This is a genomic window from Nocardia sp. NPDC049220 (assembly GCF_040647855.1).
GTDB lineage: Bacteria > Actinomycetota > Actinomycetes > Mycobacteriales > Mycobacteriaceae > Nocardia.
On sequence record NZ_JBEZDA010000009.1, the window covers coordinates 90070 to 111235 of the forward strand.

Here is a 21166-nt window from a genome sequence, read left to right on the forward strand (position 1 = left end):
GACAGCGCCCCCGCGTCGGCCGCGTCACTCCCACCAGGTGGGACGCGCCCGGGGGTCCCGAGGAGACTTTCGTGGCCGATAAAGAGCCGCTGGAACCAACATCACAGGATGCCGAACAATTGCCGGAGCGAATCCGAGTTCACGCACTTGCCAAACTGCTGGGGGTAACGAGCAAGCGTATCCTGGCGAAATTAACCGAGCTGGGGGCGGACGCGCGCAGCGCGCAATCGAACGTCGACCGAGTTGTCGCCGAGTCGGTGCGCGATGCCCTGGGTTCGGGAGAGGAAGCCGCCGCGCCGGGCGAGGTCACCTCCGCGCAGAAGGGCACCGCCGAGCAGGCCGGTGACATCGCGCGACCGAGCGACATCGAACCGGTGTCCGTCGTGCCCGAGCAGCAGGAACCCGTGCGGCAACCGCGGGCCGAGAAGGGCCCCGTCAGCGGTCCCGGTGTCGTCTTCTCCGCACTGGACGCGCCCAGTCCGGGCCACCAGCCGGAGGTAACGAGCGGCCCGGCGCACCAGCCGTCATCGTTGTTCACGCACCCAGTGCGGCAGAACCCGGAGGTTGCCGCCCCGGCAGCGTTCGAGTCCGCCGCCGTCGTGCAGACGCCGCTGTTCCTCCCGCCGGACGCCCAGGCAGCCGAGCAGGCGCGCAAGCAACGCCGCGCGGAGCGCGAGGCCCGTCGAACCGAGCAACCGACACCGGAGCCGGCCGAGGAAGACGTGACCGAGGTCACCGAGGACGACGGCGAGTCGCTCGATCAGCAGAGTGATGCCGATGGCCAGCCGCGCCGCAGGCGTCGTGGCCGCCGCGGCCGCGGTCGCGGTCGCGGCGAGCAGTCCTCGGATGGCGACGAGACCGACACCGAATCCGACACCGAGGACGAGCACGCCGCCGAGAGCGCCGAGCAGGCCGAATCCACGGAATCCGGCGAGACCGCCACCTCCGAGTCCGACGACGAGGACGGCGGGCCGGAGGGGTCGACTCGTCGCCGCCGCCGCAGGCGCCGCCGCAAGGTGGCGGGCGATTCCGGCGAGAACGAGCAAGCAGATGACGATCCGCCGAACACGGTCGTGCACGAGCGCGAACCGCGCAACAAGAGCCGCAGCCGCGCCGCCGCCACCACCGTCGACGAGGTGCAGGGCATCACCGGTTCCACCCGGTTGGAAGCCAAGCGCCAGCGCCGGCGCGACGGCCGCGAGGCCGGTCGTCGCCGGCCGCCGATCCTCACCGAGTCGGAGTTCCTGGCCCGCCGTGAGGCGGTGGACCGGGTCATGGTCGTGCGCGAGAAGTCCTTCCAGGACCACCCTTCCGCCACCCAGGTCGCGGTGCTCGAGGACAACATTCTGGTCGAGCACTTCGTCACGAGTACCGGCTCCGCGTCCATGGTCGGCAACGTCTACCTCGGCAAGGTGCAGAACGTCCTGCCCAGCATGGAGGCGGCGTTCGTCGACATCGGCCGCGGCCGAAACGGCGTGCTCTATGCCGGTGAGGTGAACTGGGAGGCTGCGGGGCTCGGCGGCCGCGAGCGCAAGATCGAGCAGGCGCTCAAGCCGGGCGACCAGGTGCTGGTTCAGGTCAGCAAGGACCCGGTCGGCCATAAGGGCGCCCGCCTCACCACCCAGATCAGTCTGGCCGGACGATTCCTGGTCTATGTGCCGGGCGGTACGTCCACCGGGATCAGCCGCAAATTGCCCGACACGGAGCGCAAGCGGCTCAAGGACATCTTGCGCGACATCGTGCCCGCCGACGCCGGTGTGATCATCCGCACGGCGTCCGAGGGCGTCAGTGAGGCCGAGTTGGCCCGCGATGTGGAACGGTTGCAAGCGACCTGGCGCACGATCGCTGGGCAGGCGGGCAAGGACAGTGGTGCGCCGAAGACCCTCTACGAGGAGCCGGACCTGCTGGTCAAAGTCATCCGCGACCTGTTCAACGAGGACTTCTCCAAGTTGGTCATCGAAGGTGACCGGGCTTGGAGCACGGTGGAGAAGTACATCGGCACCGTCGCGCCGGACCTGCTGGCTCGGGTATCTCGGCACGACAACAACAGCGTCGATGTGTTCGAGACCTATCGGATCGACGAACAACTGGCCAAGGCACTGGATCGCAAGGTGTGGTTGCCCTCCGGCGGCACCCTGGTGATCGACCGCACCGAGGCCATGACGGTGATCGATGTCAACACCGGCAAGTTCACCGGCTCCGGCGGCAGCAACCTGGAAGAGACGGTCACCAGGAACAACCTGGAGGCGGCCGAGGAGATCGTCCGCCAGATGCGGCTACGCGACATCGGCGGCATGATCGTCGTCGACTTCATCGACATGGTCCTCGAGTCCAACCGGGATCTGGTGCTGCGTCGCCTCACCGAGGCGCTGGGCCGTGACCGGACCCGCCATCAGGTCTCCGAGGTCACCTCGCTCGGCTTGGTGCAGATGACCCGCAAGAAGCTGGGCACCGGCCTGGTCGAGGCGTTCTCCACCACCTGTGAGCACTGCCACGGTCGTGGCATCCTGGTGCATACCTACCCGGTGGAGCTCGGCTCCGGCGACGAGGGCTCGGGGCGACCCCGGGAGAGCGGTTCGCGCAGGCGCCGTGGGCGGGACAAGGGTGCCGCGAGCACCGCGCCTGCTCCGGCCGCCAATGGCGCGACCCCCGCGCCGGAAAGCGACGAGGACGCCGCTGTGAAACGAGCGCACCCGGTCGCGTTGGCGATGGCAGGTCATCATCCGGAGGACGCCGAGCAGTTGACGAAGGCGGAGGCGGTACCGTCGCCGGTCGCCGAGTCTGCTGAACGTGAGGTCGCCCGGGCGGAGGCGGTCGACGAAGTTGACACGGTCTCCCGCGGCGCCGCGGCGATCGAGACCGACGACGTGGAGCCGGCCCAGGCCGCGGTGGTGGTGCCAGCCGGCGAGCCGGCGGCCGAAGCTGTCGAGGTGGTCGAGAAGGCGCAGCCCATTTCCGCGCCCGAGCCGTCTGCTGAACACGGAGCCAACGGCGTGTCCGAACCGGCGGCGGCCCGTCCGGCCCGCCGCCGCCGGGTTGCCCGTTCGGCTGCCGCGCCCGCTGCGGACAGCTCCGGCGCGGTGTTCGTGCTACCCACCGGAGAACAGGCGCCGGCACCCGCGATCGACTATTCCGAGCCGGAACCGGTCGAGGTGCCGCGGCGCGAGCGGCCACGCAGACGTGCGGTCGGCCGCCCGGCGGGTGCGCCGGAGACGTCGAACTGACATCCGTCGCTGACAGTCCACGTGGCCCCCGTCGGTGCGACCGGCGGGGGTCACGCGCGTATGCCGCAGCGAACTCGCAGCGTCGGCAGAGTGCGCGCTCGGGCACCGGTTTGGTTGTGGCGGTGCGCGTCCTGTAATCTTGGTCAGTCGCTGCCCGGTGACAGCGTGTTCTGTCTTCGTGGCCCGGTTCTCGACAGTTCGATACCGAGAGCCACCAGGCACCGAGGCGGCGGCGATTACCAGACCATTGTGTGGCGGTCTCCGGTGGCATTCTTCGGCCGGAGCAGCTGCCGCGTGAGCAAGTGTCGAGCACCGCGAGTGCCGAGCACTACAGGAAAGAAGGGCAGCCGACCGATGGCAACGTACGCGATCGTCAAGACCGGCGGAAAGCAGTACAAGGTCGCGGTCGGTGACCTGGTGAAGGTCGAGAAGATCGAGGGCGCGCCGGGCACCGCTGTGGCGCTGAACCCGGTTCTCGTCGTCGATGGCGCCGAGCTCACCACCGACGCAGCGAAACTGGCGAAGGTCTCCGTGGCCGCCGAGGTCGTCGAGCAGACCAAGGGCCCGAAGATTCGCATCCACAAGTTCAAGAACAAGACCGGCTACCACAAGCGCCAGGGCCACCGTCAGCCACTGACGGTCCTGAAGGTCACCGGCATCAAGTAAGACATCCCGAGGAGATTCAGCTATGGCACACAAGAAGGGTGCGTCCAGTTCCAGGAACGGACGCGATTCCAACGCCCAGCGACTCGGCGTCAAGCGCTTCGGCGGCCAGACGGTCAAGGCGGGCGAGATCCTGGTGCGTCAGCGTGGCACCCACTTCCACCCCGGCGTGAACGTCGGCCGTGGCGGTGACGACACGCTGTTCGCTCTCGCGACGGGTGCGGTCGAGTTCGGCACCAAGCGTGGACGCAAGACTGTCAACATCATCGTCCCGGAGCCGGTTCAGGCCTGACCGCAGCACGGGCGCGGCCGGGCGGAGTTCCGCCGAGCCGAGCACGGGCGAGGTGACCGCCTAACCACTTCCGGTACAACAGCGAGCGGGTCAGGGTCTGTCGAACCCTGGCCCGTTTTCGTGTTCTGATACGACCAGCCCGAAGTACGACCCAGCCCGAGTACGACCAGTCCCGAAGGAGGATGATTCGGCCTATGTCCAAGTTCATCGACCGTGTCGTACTGCATGTGCGAGCCGGTAAAGGCGGCCACGGCTGCGCCTCGGTGCACCGTGAGAAGTTCAAGCCGCTCGGCGGACCCGACGGCGGCAACGGCGGCAATGGCGGAGACGTAATTCTCGAGGTCGACGCCAATGTGCACACTCTGTTGGACTTCCACTTCCACCCGCACGCCAAGGCGGGCAGCGGCAAGCCGGGGGAGGGCGGCAACCGCGACGGCAAGCAGGGCGTCGATCTGGTGCTGAAGGTGCCCGACGGCACCGTGGTGCTCGACGACGACGGCAAGGTACTCGTCGACCTGGTCGGTGCGGGCAACCGCTTCATCGTGGCCCGGGGCGGCCGCGGCGGACTCGGCAACGCCGCGCTCGCCTCGAAGGCGCGCAAGGCCCCCGGTTTCGCCCTACTCGGTGAGGAAGGCGAAGACAGCGACCTGGTGCTCGAGCTGAAGTCGGTGGCCGATGTCGGCCTGGTCGGCTTTCCCTCGGCAGGCAAGTCGTCACTGGTTTCGGTGCTCTCCGCGGCCAAGCCGAAGATTGCGGACTATCCGTTCACCACGCTGGTGCCCAACCTCGGCGTGGTCGCCAGCGGCGAGACCACCTTCACGGTCGCGGACGTGCCCGGCCTGATTCCCGGTGCCAGCGAGGGCCGTGGTCTCGGACTGGACTTCCTGCGGCACCTGGAGCGCTGCGCGGTGCTTGCCCATGTGGTGGACTGCGCCACCCTGGAACCGGGTCGCGACCCGGTGTCGGATGTGGACGCGTTGGAAGCCGAGTTGGCCGCCTACAAGCCCGCGCTGAGCGCCGACGCCGGTCTCGGCGACCTGGCCGACCGTCCGCGCGTGGTGATCCTGAACAAGATCGACGTGCCGGACGCCGCCGAGCTGGCCGAGATGGTCACCACGGAGTTCGCCGAGCGGGGTTGGCCGGTGTTCGAAATCTCGGCGGTGAGCCGGGCGGGTCTGCGCCCCTTGACCTTTGCCCTCGCCGACTTGGTGCGCCAGTACCGGGAGCAGCATCCGAAGGCGGCGCCGAAGCGTCCGGTCATCCGCCCGATCGCGCTGGACGAGACCGGATTCAGCGTGCTCGCCGACCCGGAGGAGCCCGGTGGCTTCATCGTGCGCGGCACCCGGCCCGAGCGTTGGGTCCGCCAGACCCAGTTCGACAACGACGAGGCCGTTGGTTACCTGGCCGACCGGCTCGCCCGGCTCGGCGTCGAAGACAAGCTGGTGAAGATGGGTGCCGAGCCGGGAGCCCCGGTCACCATCGGCGACGTGACGTTCGAGTGGGAGCCGCAGATCTCGGCCGGCGTCGATATGGTGCCCACGGGTCGTGGCACCGACATCCGGTTGGAGCAGTCCGACCGGGTGAGCGCGGCCGAGCGCAAGCACGCGTCCCGCGTGCGGCGTGGCCTGGTGAACGAAGACGAGGAGTAGGACCATGGACGACGGTCGGGCCACCGCCTGGTCGCGGTGTGAGTCGCGTGCGACTGACTCGACCGGACACGGTGCTGCTCGGGTCCGAGCTTGTGCCGGGACTGTCGTCGATTCGATGGTGGTGCAGGGGGTGCGGCTGCGATGCAGGTGAGTTCCGATACCGCCGAGGCGGATTCGGCGTCGGGTATGAGTGCGGCCCGGTTGGCGATCGGATCGGCGCGCCGGGTGGTGGTGAAGATCGGTTCGTCCGCACTGACCAGTCTGCAGGGCGGGCTGGATACCACGCGGCTGGATCGGCTCGCGGACGCGGTCGAGGCGCGGATGCGTGCGGGATCCGATGTGGTCGTGGTGTCCTCGGGCGCCATCGGTGCGGGCATCGCACCGCTTGGACTGAGTAGCCGTCCCCGTGACCTGGCGACCAAGCAGGCCGCCGCGAGCGTCGGGCAGCTGGCGCTGGCCCACGCGTGGGGAACATCTTTCGCGCGCTATGGCCGAACGGTCGGCCAGGTACTGCTGAGCGCCAACGACTTCGGCCGCCGTGAGCATTACCGCAACGCGCAGCGCACGCTGGATCGCCTGCGTTCCCTCGGCGCGGTCGCGGTGGTGAACGAAAATGACACCGTCGCGACGGAAGAAATCCGGTTCGGCGATAACGACCGGCTTGCTGCGCTGGTCGCCCACTTGATCGGCGCGGACGCGCTCGTGTTGCTGTCCGACGTCGATGGCCTCTACGACGGCGATCCACGCAAAGGCGCGGCGACCCTCGTTCCCGAGGTCCGCAGCAGTGCCGATCTGGACGGTGTCATCGCGGGCAGCGGTGGTGCGCTCGGTACCGGTGGCATGGCGTCCAAGCTGTCAGCCGCCCGCCTTGCCGCTGATGCGGGCGTGCCTGTTCTCTTGGCCGCAGCGTCCTCGGCCGCCACCGCCCTGACCACCGGTGCGGTGGGCACCGCCTTCGCAGCCCGTCCGGTTCGCCTGTCCGCCCGCAAGTTCTGGGTCCGGCACGCGGCCGACAGCCGCGGCGCGTTGCTCATCGACGACGGCGCGGTACAGGCGGTGGCTGATCGGCGCCGTTCGCTGCTGGCCGCGGGTGTCACCGGAGTCCGTGGTCGATTCGCCGGCGGCGACGTGGTCGACCTGGTGGCACCCGACACTCGCGTCGTTGCCCGCGGTGTCGTCGAATACGACAGCACCGAACTCGCCGGCATGCTCGGCCGCTCGACCGCTGAACTGCCGGACACTATGCAGCGTCCGGTCATTCACGCCGACGACCTGGTCAAGGTGTAGTCCGCACGGCCGGCCGCCCGACCACGGACGCGGGGAAGGCCTCGCCCGTCGGGTGGGGCCGGCTGACGCTCGGCGGATGCGTCGTAAGACTTCTCAGGAGAAGATGCGGCTGAGCGATGCCAAGGATCGCCGCAACATCTACGGCGAGAACGACAGGTCCTCGCGCAAGAATATTCCGCTACGCAAGCGCCTGGTCAATCGAGCCAACCGCCGTCTCGCCGAAGCAATGCTGATGGGTGCGACCGGTATCGCAGACCCGGTCGGCGCCGATTCGGTCGAGCAAGGTTGCCTTGGTAGGCGGCCGAAGCGAGGGAGAAAGTCGCCCGACATCCCGCTGGGAATTCATGCCGCGGGCAATCGAGAGCGCGGCAATTGATCGGTCTCCATGCGTGCTGACGCGCGGCGTCACCCGTCAGGACGGGACGACGCCGGGTTGGTTCGTGGTGGGTGCCTGGTTCTGGTTGTCTTGCACCGGGCCGGTGACGCCGGGCTGGCCGCCGGGATCGGGCAGCGGGACCGGGGGTTCGGCTGGGCTGGGGATCGGCGGGTGCACGGGTCGCGCGGGTTCCGGGATCGCGGGTGCCGGAGGAGGGCTCGGCGGCGGCGGTGTCAACACTGGCGGAGGAGGCGGCGCCGGCTGCGTCTGCGGGGTCGGTTCGGGTGCGGGCTGCGGCGCGGGTGCGGGCTGGGTGGAAGGAGTTCGCTCGGACGGCGACGATTGCTGTGGCGGTGGCATCGACGGGGTCGGCTGAGGAACGGGTTGCGGCTGGCCCCCTGGTGCCGAACCATGCGATGGCGCCGGCGATTCCGGTGCGGGCGTGGGTCGCGGAGTGTCCGGCGTAGATCGGCTGTCCGGGCCTACTTGTTCGGGCGTCTTGTACTTCGGCGTGCTTGGCGCCGATGCCTGGGGCGTGACCGGGCCCGATCGCACGCCGGGCGGCTCGGGCGGGTCGGGCAGCGCGGGCACAGCTGTACCGGCCGCGGAGTAGGCGGGCTTGTAGACCATGTTCATCGCGAGCACGGCCTCCTGCCGCAGCGCCTCCTGAGCCATCTGCGCATCGATGACGCGTGCGGCCTCCAGAAGTTTCGCCACGGTGCCGATCGGTCCGGAGTTGCCGGGCGGCACCGCCGCGAGTTTCACCGCCTCGGCAGCCGCGGCGACTCCGCCGAGCCGGGCGCCGACCTCGCCCATCACCGCGGCCAACTCGTCCACCGAGGCTGCGAAGCTACGGGCGCTGGCATACGCGGCGTCGGCGGTGGCGCCCTGCCACCGCATCGAGTTCAGCACGCGGTCCACGCTGCCCTTGGTGAGCGGAAACGAGGTCGCGAGCGCGCCGGCCACCTCCAGCCACGTTGCCGAGGCGCGCGACACCTGCGCGGCGTCGATCTGTTGTGCCTTGGCATAGATCTGTTCGTGTCGCATCGACTCGAAGTGCTCCATCGAACCGATGTAGTCGGGGTCGCAGCCGGTCATCGGACCGACCTCGAGTCGACGGCGCGCAGGGCGGCGGCGCTCGCGGCGTCGGCCTCTTCGAGCAGTCCGCCGCTGATCAGGAATGCCTCCCTCATCCGGTGGGCGGCCTCGATGTAGTGATCGAGCAGCGCGGCCGCGTCGCCGGCCTTGCGGCTGAAACCGGCGCGCAGTTGCTGCGCGGAGTCGAATCCGCCGAATCCGTCCAACTCTGCGGCGGATTCGAGGCGCTGCCGCAGGTGGATCAACGAATCGGCCTGCCGGTCATACTGTTCGGCGCACTGTCGCGCCGCCGCCGGATCGAACTGTACGGTCCCCGCCTGCGCCGCTTCCTTGAATCGGGCGATATCGGCCCGGCTGGATTCGATCGTCATCGCACACCCCCTGAGATCGTTCGGTCCGCCTCAGACTAACCGGTAGCCGGGTGGTCGGTCCGCTGTAACCACCGGTCGGCTGACGATGGCCTACGCGGGAATTCGTTTTTGCAGTTGTGCTGCGATCTGCTCGGGCGAGGCGGGGGCGATATGCACCTCGACTCCCGCTTTGATCAGGTAACGCCCGTCATCGCGGACATCGATCCAGGTGTAGTGGGTCGGTGTCGGTGGGGTGGGCCGGTCGAGCCGGGACTCGATCCGAATGTGTCCCTCGGCGGTATGTGGTTCGAGTAAGAGCTTGCGGATCCGTGGCGCGGCAGGTTGCCGTGCCGGCACCGCCTCCTCATCGCGCACGGCGTCGGCCGAGGCGGCCCGGGCGGGGTGCTTGCCCGGGGGGATTTTCGGAAGCAGCGCTGCGATCCGGGTTCCCAGTTTCGCGCTGTGCCCGATCGAAATCCGCACGCGATCGCCGAAATCCGGCATCGGCCCGGGCTCCTGTACCGCTAGCACGGCACGGTTGTAGATCGTCGCGGCCAGCAGCCGCAGTTCGGTGCCGGGTTGGTGCGCGCCACCGATCGCCACGATCCGGGTGTGCGGCCGCGCCAGAATACGCAGGCAGGCGGAGAGATCGGGGTCGGAGCCGAGCGGAATCCGTTCGGCGAGGGCGATCCGTAGCTTCTCGGCCTCGGTCTCGGTCCGCGGCGTCTCCAGGATGCGGAGGGGATAGGGGTGGCGATCCAGATCGGTCTCGCGCCAGATGTGGGCGAACTCGTCTGGAGTGAAGGTCCATTCCACGGCCGAATCACATCCTTACCGAACCGCCAATGCTGCTCGTAGCCTAGCGGTCTCGCGCAAGGAGCGGAGCGGTCACGATCGACGATCTAGGTATGGTGGGGCTAACGCGGCGGCGAATTCTCGGATATACAAGCAACCACCCGGTTGTACTCGGCTTGGTTGTTCCGAGATGCTGTGCTCCGCAACGGGGATCGGGGTGGATGGGAGTATGCCGTGCAGGTTCTCGGACCGTGGAGCGATATCGCGACGATATCCGCCATCGGCGGGGGTAAGGCCCGTGGATTGCATCGCCTGCATCAGGGTGGGTTCCGAGTTCCGGACTGGACCCTGCTCGGCACCGATGTCTGTGCCAGGTTCCTCGCCGCGACCGAGTCGGTGAACGTGATCGATATCACGGAGGCTACGGATCTCGACGCGGCGCTGACCGCGGCCGAGGCGATGCGTGCCACGATCGGTACGACGCCCATTCCCCCTGAGATCGGTGCGCTGATCGCCGAGGCGTACGACCGGCTCGGCGCGGGCGCGATCGCGGTGCGCTCCTCGGTCGTGGCCGAGGACGGCGCCGAACGGTCCTACGCGGGCCAGTTCGACACCTTCCTGAACGTCAACGGTCTGGACATGGTGCTCGACCGGGTACGCGACTGCTGGGCTTCGGCCTTCTCCGAGCGGTCGGTCCGGTATGCCTTCGCGGGCGGGACGCCGCGGGCGCTCCCGACCGCTGTTGTGCTGCAACGGTTGATCGCCGCGCGGGCCAGCGGCGTGGCGTTCACCGCGAACCCGATCAGCGGCGCCGCCGACGAACTCGTGATCAGCGCCGTATACGGGCTCGGCGAGGGCCTGGTCTCCGGCGCGGTCGACGCCGACTCGGTGGTTGTGGAGAAATCATCCGGCACGATCCTGGAGACGGTGGTGGGGGACAAGGACCGGTCGTACGCGCCGAGGGGCGGGCAAGGTCTCGGGGTGACCGTGGTCGAGGAGTCGCGGCGGGGCAGGTTGACGCTGTCGGACGCCGAGATCGCCGAAGTGGTCGCCCTCGGGGACGCGATAGCGTCGATCTTCGGCGCGCCACAGGACATCGAGTGGGCGTTCGACGACGACGGCCTCTGGGTGCTGCAATCGCGGCCGATCACGACCGAGATCGGCGTGCCGGGCGGTGCGTTCCTGCGCGGGGCCGGCGAGGACGTTGCGGACGGTGAGTTGCGAATCTGGGACAACTCCAACATCATCGAGAGTTTCAACGGCATCACCTCCCCGCTCACCTACACGACCGCCGCCGACATCTACGGCCGGGTGTACCAGGGCTACGCGAAGTCGCTACGGGTGCCGCGCGAGCAGCTGTGCCAGACCGAGCGCTGGTCGTCCGTGCTGCTGGGCTGTTTCCACGGCCGCGTCTACTACAACCTGCTGCATTGGTATCGCATGGTGGGCATCGCGCCCGGCTATCCGCTCAACCGCAAGGTGCTGGAGGCGGCGCTCGGTGTGGACGAGCCGCTTGCCGATGAGATAGCAAAGACGCTGCGTCCGTTCACGTTTCGCAATCCGTTCGGTCGGGCGCTCTCGCGCGGGATCACCTCGGTGACCTATGTGCGCAGGCTGCTGGGGATCGACCGACTGGTCGAGCAATTCATGGTCGACTTCTATCGCGTGTACGCCGAATACGACTCCGTCGACTACACCGCGCTTTCCGGCGAGCGGGCCTATAGCGCTTACCGCAGGGTGGACCGCGATCTGGTAGAGCGCTGGGGACCACTTATGGTGTTGGATGCGATCCTGCTGACCTGCACGGGGCTGCTGTACCTGCTGACCAAGCTGTTCCTGCCCGCGGCGCCCGAGTGGTTCTTCTACGCGGTGGTGGGCCCCGGAGCCGACGTGGAATCGGCAGAACCGGCGCGTGCGATGAAATTCCTCGCTGAGCTGGTGCGCGCGGATCCGGAACTCACCGCGCTGGTGAACTCGACCGCGCCGGACCAGATCTACCCCACACTGGCGAACCATCCCGAATTCCGAGTCCGTGTCGACGATTACCTCGAACGCTACGGCTACCGCAGCCTCGACGAGCTCAAACTCGAGACTCCCGACCTGCGGGAGGACCCGGCGAGCCTGTTCATCATGCTGCGCAGTGCTGTTCCGGACGCGCCGCTCGGCCGCCGTGACGACGCCGAAGCGTATCTCGACGCGCGTCTCGGCGGACTCCGGCGCCGGATGTACGAACGGTTGCGCGGCAAGGTGTCCCGCTGCTCAGCGCATCGGGAGCGGCTGCGGTTCTGCCGCACCAGGGCGTTCGGCATGGTCAAGCGCATGATCCGGGCGATGGGAAGGGACTTGGCCGAGCGTGGGGTGATCGATGAGTTCTCCGACGTGTTCTACCTGACCGTGCAGGAATTGCGCGCCAGCTACGAGGGAGCGGCCATCGACGGCCTGCGCGAGCTGGTCGCAGCGCGGAAGGCGCAGCGCGTCAGAGACTCCGGGCTGGTCGCGCCGGCACGCTTCGTGACGGTCGGTTCGGGCTTCGGCCGTGCGGAATTGGCGGGCCAGGGATGGATCCCGGTCACCGACATACCGGCGGCCGAAGCGGGAACGGTATTCGCGGGCACGCCCTCGGCCGCGGGCGTAGTCGAGGGAAATGCTGTCGTGGTCGACGAACCGCGCGACGTCGCGGGCGGCATCCTGGTGGCCTACCGCACCGATCCCGGCTGGGTGGCCGCGCTGCCGTCGGCCGCGGCACTGGTGATCGAGCGCGGCAGTCCGCTCACTCACGTCGCCATCGTGGCGCGGGAACTGGGTGTGCCGACAGTGGTCCAGGTCAAGGACGTCACCAAAAAGATACGGACCGGCGCGAGAATTCGGGTAGACGGCACCAATGGAGCGGTTACTGTGCTGTCCGGAGGGGATCACCTCGATGCTGACTGACAAAGATGTTGCGGCAGTGCGATATTGGCTGGTAGACCCGGCGAAGTCGACCGGTGTTCACCTGGCCGACGAGGTCGACGGGTGGACGTACCGCAGCTATGCCGAGCTCGCCGAGCAGGCTTGGTCGATCGCGGCACTGATGCGCGCGCACGGTATGGGCAGCGGCGACGGCGTCTGCGTGATCATGCCGACCGGATTCTCCTGTGTCGCCGCGTTCTACGCCGTGTGGGCCTGTGGCGGGATCTGCACACCCGTCGCCCCGCCGATGTTCGGCGACCTGGCGCAGATCGTCGCGCACATCGCGGCGATTCTGCAGCAGGCAGGGCCCCGGCTGGTGGTGACCTCCCCAGAGTTCGAGCAGTGGGTGCGGCAGGCGGCCGAGGTGGCGGGCCGCACCGACGAACCACTCGTGGTCGATGGCGCGCTGCTGTCCACCCCGTTCGAGGCGCGTGAGTTCGGCGATCCGGGTGAATGCGCACTGCTGCAGTTCACCTCGGGCTCCACCAGCGCACCGCGTGGTGTGCGGGTGAGCTGGCACAACCTGGCGAACAACATCGCGATGATCTCGGCGCTGATCGACTGGCGTGACGGTGAGGCGATGGTCTCCTGGTTGCCGCTCTACCATGACATGGGCCTGGTCGGTGCGTTTCTGACCACGGTGACCAACCAGGGCGAGTTGTATCTGATGCGCCCCGATCAGTTCGTCCGTGATCCGGCGCGGTGGTTGCGCGCGATGGCGCATGCCCAGCATTCGCCTTCGCCGTCGTTCGCCCTCGGCTATGTCGCCCATCGAGTGCGCCAGACGGAGATCGCCGATCTGGACTTGTCCGGCTGGCGCACGCTCGCGGTCGGCTCCGAACCGGTCGAGATGGCCGATCTACAATCCTTCGCGGACCTCACGGGCCGCCAAGGCTTTTCGACGAAGGCGTACACACTGGCCTATGGTCTCGCGGAGGCCACGCTGATGGTCACCTCGTCGGCACGCGACCGGCCGATCACTGCGCTGCGTATCGACAACACGAGTTTGCGGTTCGGTGCGCCGGTGCCCATCCTCGCCGAGGAACGACTCGACGACACCCAGCGGGTCGAGGGCACGGGCTGGATCACTGGACTCGGCTATTCGACGCCCGAATCGACGGTGCGGGTCGTCGACGAGGAAGGCCGAGAGCTGCCCGACGGAGTGTTGGGCGAAATGGTGGTGGTCGGCGAGTCCGTGGCGCTCGGCTACTCGGACGATTCGGCCACCGCGTCCACCCGGATCGCGGACGGCACGTTGTACAGCGGTGACGCCGGATTCCTGCACCACGGCGAGGTTTTCGTCCTCGGCCGGATGGGGTCGAGCCTCAAGGTGCGCGGACGCTCGGTGTTCATGGAGGACCTCGAATCGCGGGTGTCCGGGGAAACCGGGATCGTCAAGGGCAAGCTCGCGGCGGTCGCGATCACCGATCCCGGTGCGCAGGGCGTCGCACTGTTCGTGGAATCCTCACCCGGGGAGTGGATCATGGCGGCCCGCAGAGTTATTCGCGGCGAGCTCGGTCCCGCGCAGACGGTCACCATCGTCACCGGGCCGCGCGGCATCATCCGGCGGACCTCCAGCGGCAAACCGCGCCGCCGACACATATGGCAGCAGTTCCGCGACGGCGGACTGGAGGGAGCGGTCGTGCACGAGACCGACGGCGTGACCGTGACGACGCTCGCCGATGGCGTCGGCGAGGTGGCGGCTCGCACCGAGACCGGACCCGACGCGACGACATCGGAGACGGCCGCCGCGGACCGTCCACCGCGACCTGCGCTGCCCATCGATCGAGTGACGCAGCTGCTGGACCGCGCCATGGACAGCGTCGCGGTTCCGGCGAACTCGGCCGTCCTGTTCGAGGGCTCGCTCGCCGAAGGATTCGGCAACGCGGGTTCCGACGTGGACTTCCTGGTCCTCGCCCCCGGAGCCGAAGAGTTGCCGACCTTGCCGACGGTGCTGTTCGTCGACGGCCGCCGGGTGGAGATCCGTACCCGTTCGGTAGCGCAACTGCGCCGTCAACTCGAGCAGGTGGCCGCCGCCGCGGCCACCGATGACCTGACCGAGGACGTGCTCAATCGTTGCCAGCGGTTTCTGCGCGCCACCGTGGTGCGCGCTACGCCGGATGCTCCGGACGTCGCCGAATTGCGGACGGTGCTGCCGCATTCCGTCCTCGCGGACATCCTTGCCGACTGGTGGTTCGGCCGCGCTCGCCACGCGCTGCGCTACGCGGTGGCGCTGCGCGCACTGAAGGTTTCCGACGAGGCGGTGGGCTGGGCACGTGACGGACTGCTCCAGGCGATGAAAGGGTGGGCCGCTCGTCGTGGCGAAACCTACCTGGAGACCAAGTGGCTCCCGGGGCAACTCGATCGGATCGGCGGCGGCGACCTGATCAACCGCTACCGCGACCTGAACGGCCCGGCGTGGCCGGGCGCCGACGAATCACGTGCCTTCGGCGCTGCCCCGACCGATGTGCTCGGCGTCGCGACTGTCCGGGCGGCTGCCGAAGAATCCGCATGGGAACAGCTGCTGGAGCTGGCCGTGGACCTGGGCCTCGAGGCACCGGTCGACGATCCACAACGAGTGCGCTTCGCCAGGATACCTGGGGTGACCACTTGGCCGATCGGTTCGCGCATCCACGTGCTGCGCGGCGATCGCGACGTTTTCGTGCTCTCCGACAGCGGTGCGCGAGCGTGGCGATCGGTGGTGTTCAGCCACTCGGTCGCCGATGTGCTCGGACGCGCGCAGCATGACATCACCGCCGAGCTCGCCGAATTCGTTCGACTCGGATTGGTCGGATTGCGTTGGTGCGGTGGTTCACTCATCACTCCGGCGCTCGCGATGTGCGCGCCCGTGCGTCCGTATACCCCGGTGCCGTCGACAATCGCTCCCGCGCTCGGTCTGACCGGAGCGGCCCGCACGGACGCGGTCGCGACCTTCGCGGCACTGCCCGCGCGACGCTTCACCGAATGCGCGCTGAACCTGGTGTGGTCGAACATTGTGCTGGAGAACGCCCGTGAGGACTTGGCGGGCGCGGTGCAGGATGCCCAGGGCCCGGTCGCTGATATCGCGGCGCATCGGTTGATCGCCATGTGCGTGCGGGTGTTGTTGTCGGCCTTCGGTCTGCATCCGTTGCCCGCCGATGTCGCGCCGGCCGCGACACTGCGCCGGAGTTTGCCCCCGCAGGCCGCACATCGAACAGACCTGCTCGCACAGGTGGAATCAGCGCTACGCGTGCGTTTCTCGGCGATCATCGCCGAGGGCGGCGACATCGCGGCAGGGGTTTCGGTGCTCGATGATCTCGTCACGCTGGTGCGCCGGGTCGCCGCCGGAACCGACCCGGTGGCCGGTGCCGATGGCTTTCCGGCGTCGTTCGCTTCGCGCGAGCAATGGCGGCGCACGCTGGCGATCGGATACGACTGGCTGCGCGTCGCGGGCTATTTGGACACGGAACTACCCCTCGACGAGGCGCGCGACTTGCTGGCTTCGGGCGGGCAGCAACCCCACCTGCGGACGAAGGACCCGACATGACCGCCGCCGATTCCGCGCAGGCCGACCGGGTACGGGGACTCATCGGCGCGATGGCGCCCGATCAGGCGGCTCCTACGGACGATGACCAGCGGCTCGTGGAGGATCTCGGCTTCGACTCGCTGCGGTTGATGGAGCTCACCGTGGTGCTCGAACGGGCCTTCGATCTGCCGCGTTATCAGCCGAGCGACCTGGTCGGTGTTCGGCGGGTGGGCGAAGTGATCGCACTGGTCGAGGGCGGCGTGGCGGAAGCGGCAGGGGAGCGGCGGCGCATGCACGCAAGGCACAGCGCACAGCCGTGCGCGCCGGAGCCGAGCCTCGGTGAGGCGCTGAGGTGAGCGGCGCGGACACGGTGTTGATCACCGGAGCCACCGGGCTGGTCGGCGCCGAGGTGGTCGCTCGGCTCGCCGCCGCGAGCAGGCCGGTCGCTGCCGTGCTGCACAACACGGCAGCGATTCTGCGCAACGACGGCACGGAGATCGGCGCGGGCACGTCGGTCGCGGGTGACATCCGTACACCCGGATTCGGCCTGGCCGACCGCGACCGGGACGATCTCGCCGAGCGGGTGGGAATCGTGGTGCACTGCGCTGCGACAACGGCTTTCGACGCGTCCACAATCGAGTATGACGAGCTCAATGTGCGCGGAGCGGCGAACGCGATCGCTCTCGCCCTGCTGTGGGACGTGCCGCTGGTGTACGTCAGCACCGCGTATGTGTGCGGCATGCGGGGCGGCACCATCACCGAGGACGAACTCGACCTCGGCCAGTCGTTCGGAAACGGATACGAGCGCAGCAAGTTTCGCGCCGAGCAGTTGGTGCGGGCCGCGAGTGAGCGCGGTCTGCGCTCGGTGGTCGTGCGGCCGGGCATCGTGACCGGGGTGAGCGATACCGGCATGATTCGTGAGTACAAGAATCTCTACGCCGTCCTGAAGCTGATCGTCGAGGGCAAGTTGCGCTCGCTGCCCGGTCGCTACGACGCGACGCTGTCGCTGGCGCCGATCGACCACGTCGCCGACGTGGTCGCGGCCGCGGTTCTGGATTTCGACTCGGCGCAGGGGCGCACGCTGCACGCGCTCGGCCGCGACACGCTGTCGTTACGCGAAGTCTCCGACGTGTTGGCCGAATACCCGTCGTTCGAGGTCGCGAGATTCGTGCCGGAAGCGACTTTCAGCGAGCGCGACCTCGGCGCGATCGAACGTGAGTACTACCAGCGGATCGGATCGCTCTACACCAGCTACTTCCGGCGCCGTCTGGTCTTCGACACCACGCGGGCCGAGGTACTGCTCGGCAGGCGGAGCCCGGCCACCGGCAAAGACTATCTGCGGTTGCTGCTGGACCATTGCCTGGAGTCCGGCTATCTCGGTGTCCCGCTGCCCGGTATCGAGGACGTGTTGGCGAGCGACGACCTCCGCGGAGCGGGCCGGTGAGCGCGCCGCTGCGCGAGCTGCTCGCCGCGCTGACTCCCCAACCCGAGAAGGTGAACGCTTACCTGAGCGATACCTACGTGCAGGAGACCGTCGATCAGCTCGACCGCCTGGGTATCGATGCGGAGACCTTCGCCAGGGAGCATTCGCTGCTGCTGCTCAAGCCGGACGCTATTGTCGCGAGGGCAGTCGAACCTGCACTGACATGGTTAGGGGACAAGGGGTTTCGAGTCGTCGCCGCGTTTCGTATTCCGGTGGACCGACACCTGGCCCGCGCACTGTGGTATTTCGCGTGGAACATCTCCTCGCCCGAGCGCAGGCGTCTCGCCGATCTACTGGTGGGCATCGCGGACGTGCTGGTGCTGGTGGTCCGGGGCGAGGACGGCGAGGTGCCGGTACCGGTCCGGCTCGCCGAGGCGAAGGGCGCTACCGATCCGCAGCGTCGCAAGCCTGGCGAACTGCGCTACCTGCTCGGCCGGCACAACTATCTGTTGAACCTGGTGCACTCGCCGGACGATCCCGCCGACGTGCTCCGGGAGTTCGCCATCTACCTCGACGAGCGAAGCAGGGCGTCGCTGCTGGCGCTGGCGGCGGCCGGCGGCGACCGCTCGTCCGATGCCGTCGCGATCGCCCGCGACCTCTATGCGCACACGCCGGCTCGTAGTTTCGATCGCACTGACGCGCTGGAGCAGATCCTGCGTGATCTCGAGCGGGCCGGGGTGTCGGTACCGCCCGATTTCGATCCGGCGGCGGACGCGGACTGTGCGCGCTTGCTGAATGCCGCATGGGCCGACGACCTGGACCTCGATCCCTGGTCGGTGATCGTGCTCGGGTCCTACGTACTTCCCATGCGAACCGGCACGCAGCCGCAGACCCTGCGGCCGGTGTCCGCGAAAGAGTGGTTGGAGGCACGACCGTGAACATCGAGATGGTGAAGACAGCAACCCATCATCGGACGATCGCCCGCGAGCTCGCGCACCGGTGTGCGGTGTCGGAGGTGTTCGTCACCTCGCTGGATTCGCTCGGGGCGGACGAGTTCGTAGTCGGCGCCCAACTGCCCAGGATGCATGCCTACTACGGTGACCATGCCGGGCAACTCGGTGTGCGCTATGACCCGCTGCTGGTGATGGAGGCGGCACGGCAGGCCGCCCTCGCGCTCACCCACGAGTTCTACGGCGTGCCGCCGGAGGTGGTTTTCATCGTGCGCACCTTCAATGGCGCCGGCGGGGACACGGCCGCCTGGCAGATCGGCACGGCGCCCGCGAATCTGGTGATGAGAGTGCGGGTACCTCGCCGCCACCACAGTGGCGAGACGTTGACCGGTTTGGACATGGTGCTGGAAATCGATGGCGCTGCCGAGTCGATGATGACGGTCGATGGGTCGTTCTCTTGGACGACGCCGCAGCGGTGGTCGGCGCTGCGCTCCGCTTTCCGGGAGAGCCTCGGCCTCGGCCGGGTCGTCGGCGCCACCGCGCGCACCGAGCGCGCTGCGTGCGCCGCGGTGGGCAGGGAGAACTGGCGCAATGTGGTGATCGGCTCGCCGCGGCTGGCGGGCGGTACCGCTCATGCGCTGCTCACGCCTGATCTCGCCCACCCCGTCTTGTTCGATCATCAGCTCGATCACGTGCCGGGCAGCCTGCTGATCGAGGCGTGCAGACAGACCGCGCTGGCGATGGTGGGGAGGCAGTTGCCCCGGCTGGAGTGCGTCGCCAGTTCGTTCGAGCGGTTCGTCGAACTGGATCGTCCCGCCGAATGCGTCGCGGAGATCACCGGCAGTCAGGCCGACCGGACCGTCGTGCATTGCGAGATCCGGCAGTGTGGTGAGGTGGCGGCCCAGGTGGACCTCGAATTCGCCGAGGACGACTTGGTCGCGGACCCGCCGCGGGCAGGCGCCACGCCCGGCATGGACGACGTCTGATGGGTGTCGAACTGCTCACCACCACCCGTGCTTTCCGCCGCAGGCTCGATGTGACCCGTCCGGTGGCGCGCGAGGATTTGCTGGACTGCGTGCGGATCGCGGTTCAGGCGCCGAGCGGTAGCAATCGCCAGCCATGGCGGTTCCTCATCGTGCAAGACCCCGAGACGAAGCAGCGGATCGCCGAATACTATCGAAAAGCATTCGCCGCCAACCTCACCGGTCGCGCGATACGACCCGACCAGCTCGCCGACCTGTCCTCCGGCCGCTACCTGGCCGAGCATATTCATCAGGTGCCCGCGCTCGTGCTGGTCTGTTCGATCGGTCGCCTACCCGAGCCCGCCGCGCCACCGCGACTCGCGAGTTTCTATGGTTCGATCTATCCGGCGGTGTGGAACTTCATGCTCGCGCTGCACGAGCGTGGCCTCGGCTCCTGCCTCACTACCGCGCATCTGGCCTACGAGCGTGAGGTCGCGCAACTGCTCGGCATTCCGTTCGACGAGGTGACACAGATGGCAATGGTCCCGGTGGCAGCACTGCGGTCGGGATCTTCCGCGTCCAGCCGCCGCGCCCCCGCCGCCGAAGTGACCATGTGGGACCGGTGGGGCGGCGCATGAGCGTGCCGGCCGCAGCGGTGCGGATCGCGCGATTCACGGTGCTGATGTACAAGCCGCACTACCTGCTCTACGGCATCCTGTGGGTGCTCGCGCTGGAAGGCACCGCCGCGCTGGTGACCGACCAGGACTGGCATCCGACCGCCGCCACCGTCGTGCGCATCGTGGTCGTCGCGGTCGTCCTGTTGTATCTGCGAATGGTCGATGAGCAGAAGGATCTCGAATACGACCGTGTGCACAACCCCGATCGACCGCTGGTCACCGGTGCGGTGCGAGCTGCCGACCTACGCGTCGCCATGTGTTTTATCGCCATCTTTTCCGTCGCCGCGAGTCTCGCGCTCTCGGTCGGATCGGCCGTGATGATCACCACCGCGCTGGGGTACGGGCTCGCACTATGGGGGATGGAGCGCCTGTTCCTGACGGTCCGTACGAACATCCTGGTCAACCTCGTCGTCACCTATCCGGTGCAGCTACTGGTCACCGCGTATGCCGTGGTTTCGGCGATCGACACCGGTGTGGTCGGCAAGAACTGGCGTGCGGCAGCCGTTGCGGTGATCTTCGCGGGGGCATTCCTGCAATTCGAGTTCGCCAGAAAGACAACGCGAACCATTCACCCCAGCACAATGATGTACTCGAATATATTGGGCGCCAATGGAAGTGCTGCGACCGCGCTGCTGTGCGCGGTGGTGGCGGTGCTCGGTGATGTCGCGCTCGTCCGACCATGGGTACAGGTCGGGCCGGCAGCGCTGATCGCCTGGATTCCGCTGTCGTTACTGCTGATTCCTGCTTTCGGTTCCTGGCGTTTCGGCGCACAGGACCGGTCGGACCACCCGGTGCTTCCCGCGATTCTCTTCATCCTCGCGCTGTATCTCGTTCTGATCGCGCAGGCATTGGTGGTGCCCTGAACGGCGCGGTTCATCGGGTGAACCGCACTCGACCGGTGCGCCCGATTCTGGTGGAATGTCGCTGGAGGGTCGAGGACTCGCGCAAAATGCGTGGCCGGGCCCC

Annotated in this window: 17 protein-coding genes; 14 read left to right on the top strand and 3 right to left on the bottom strand. The window is 68.1% G+C overall.

Annotated elements, in window-relative coordinates; all coding sequences use genetic code 11:
- Positions 1 to 71 precede the first annotated feature (71 nt).
- The 6 genes from AB0C34_RS20205 to AB0C34_RS20230 all read left to right on the top strand — a co-directional run bounded on the left by AB0C34_RS20205 (position 72) and on the right by AB0C34_RS20230 (position 7491).
- The gene (locus tag AB0C34_RS20205) at positions 72 to 3224 is read left to right on the top strand and encodes a translation initiation factor IF-2 N-terminal domain-containing protein (RefSeq protein WP_357074926.1); all 3153 of its coding nucleotides are present in this window, start codon (positions 72 to 74) and stop codon (positions 3222 to 3224) included.
- A gap of 354 nt (positions 3225 to 3578) precedes the next feature.
- Positions 3579 to 3890, top strand: coding sequence for a 50S ribosomal protein L21 (gene rplU / locus AB0C34_RS20210; protein WP_357074929.1), 312 nt, complete (start codon positions 3579 to 3581; stop codon positions 3888 to 3890).
- Between the two features lie 22 nt (positions 3891 to 3912).
- The gene (gene rpmA, locus AB0C34_RS20215) at positions 3913 to 4179 is read left to right on the top strand and encodes a 50S ribosomal protein L27 (RefSeq protein ID WP_357074932.1); all 267 of its coding nucleotides are present in this window, start codon (positions 3913 to 3915) and stop codon (positions 4177 to 4179) included.
- A 194-nt stretch (positions 4180 to 4373) separates the two neighbouring features.
- The gene (obgE, locus tag AB0C34_RS20220; RefSeq protein WP_357074935.1) at positions 4374 to 5828 is read left to right on the top strand and encodes a GTPase ObgE; all 1455 of its coding nucleotides are present in this window, start codon (positions 4374 to 4376) and stop codon (positions 5826 to 5828) included.
- Between the two features lie 186 nt (positions 5829 to 6014).
- Complete coding sequence (gene proB, locus AB0C34_RS20225; protein ID WP_357075261.1) at positions 6015 to 7115, top strand: glutamate 5-kinase; 1101 nt, start codon at positions 6015 to 6017, stop codon at positions 7113 to 7115.
- Between the two features lie 76 nt (positions 7116 to 7191).
- On the top strand, positions 7192 to 7491 hold the full coding sequence (locus tag AB0C34_RS20230) for a hypothetical protein (RefSeq protein ID WP_357074937.1): 300 nt from the start codon (positions 7192 to 7194) through the stop codon (positions 7489 to 7491).
- Positions 7492 to 7527: 36 nt separating this feature from the next.
- Here the strand turns inward: AB0C34_RS20230 and AB0C34_RS20235 are convergent, their stop codons facing one another.
- The 3 genes from AB0C34_RS20235 to AB0C34_RS20245 form a co-directional block, all read right to left on the bottom strand.
- On the bottom strand, positions 7528 to 8589 hold the full coding sequence (locus AB0C34_RS20235) for a hypothetical protein (RefSeq protein ID WP_357074940.1): 1062 nt from the start codon (positions 8587 to 8589) through the stop codon (positions 7528 to 7530).
- A complete protein-coding gene (locus AB0C34_RS20240; RefSeq protein ID WP_357074943.1) occupies positions 8586 to 8960 on the bottom strand; it encodes a hypothetical protein in 375 nt (124 codons plus the stop codon). Before AB0C34_RS20240 ends, AB0C34_RS20235 begins: the two co-directional genes overlap by 4 nt.
- A 90-nt stretch (positions 8961 to 9050) precedes the next feature.
- Positions 9051 to 9755: an ESX secretion-associated protein EspG gene (locus AB0C34_RS20245; protein WP_357074946.1), complete on the bottom strand. Its 705-nt coding sequence runs from the start codon at positions 9753 to 9755 to the stop codon at positions 9051 to 9053.
- 213 nt (positions 9756 to 9968) lie between these two features.
- On the opposite strand from AB0C34_RS20245, the gene AB0C34_RS20250 reads away from it, so the two are divergent.
- From AB0C34_RS20250 to AB0C34_RS20285, 8 genes are read left to right on the top strand one after another with little or no spacing between them, the layout of a single operon-like run.
- Positions 9969 to 12665 (top strand): phosphoenolpyruvate synthase, encoded by a 2697-nt coding sequence (locus AB0C34_RS20250; RefSeq protein ID WP_357074949.1) that lies wholly within the window; start codon positions 9969 to 9971, stop codon positions 12663 to 12665.
- Positions 12655 to 16209 carry an AMP-binding protein gene (locus tag AB0C34_RS20255; RefSeq protein WP_357074952.1) on the top strand — a complete coding sequence of 1185 codons (3555 nt, stop codon included), beginning with the start codon at positions 12655 to 12657 and terminating at the stop codon, positions 16207 to 16209. Before AB0C34_RS20250 ends, AB0C34_RS20255 begins: the two co-directional genes overlap by 11 nt.
- Positions 16206 to 16544 (top strand): acyl carrier protein, encoded by a 339-nt coding sequence (locus AB0C34_RS20260; RefSeq protein ID WP_357074955.1) that lies wholly within the window; start codon positions 16206 to 16208, stop codon positions 16542 to 16544. Before AB0C34_RS20255 ends, AB0C34_RS20260 begins: the two co-directional genes overlap by 4 nt.
- Positions 16541 to 17632, top strand: coding sequence for an SDR family oxidoreductase (locus AB0C34_RS20265; RefSeq protein WP_357074958.1), 1092 nt, complete (start codon positions 16541 to 16543; stop codon positions 17630 to 17632). The genes AB0C34_RS20260 and AB0C34_RS20265 overlap by 4 nt, the downstream gene beginning before the upstream one ends.
- A complete protein-coding gene (locus AB0C34_RS20270) occupies positions 17629 to 18549 on the top strand; it encodes a nucleoside-diphosphate kinase (protein WP_357074961.1) in 921 nt (306 codons plus the stop codon). The genes AB0C34_RS20265 and AB0C34_RS20270 overlap by 4 nt, the downstream gene beginning before the upstream one ends.
- On the top strand, positions 18546 to 19547 hold the full coding sequence (locus AB0C34_RS20275; protein WP_357074964.1) for a ScbA/BarX family gamma-butyrolactone biosynthesis protein: 1002 nt from the start codon (positions 18546 to 18548) through the stop codon (positions 19545 to 19547). Before AB0C34_RS20270 ends, AB0C34_RS20275 begins: the two co-directional genes overlap by 4 nt.
- Positions 19547 to 20161, top strand: a complete 615-nt coding sequence (locus AB0C34_RS20280; RefSeq protein WP_357074967.1) for a nitroreductase family protein — start codon at positions 19547 to 19549, stop codon at positions 20159 to 20161. The genes AB0C34_RS20275 and AB0C34_RS20280 overlap by 1 nt, the downstream gene beginning before the upstream one ends.
- The gene (locus AB0C34_RS20285; protein ID WP_357074970.1) at positions 20158 to 21063 is read left to right on the top strand and encodes a hypothetical protein; all 906 of its coding nucleotides are present in this window, start codon (positions 20158 to 20160) and stop codon (positions 21061 to 21063) included. Before AB0C34_RS20280 ends, AB0C34_RS20285 begins: the two co-directional genes overlap by 4 nt.
- Positions 21064 to 21166 lie beyond the last annotated feature (103 nt).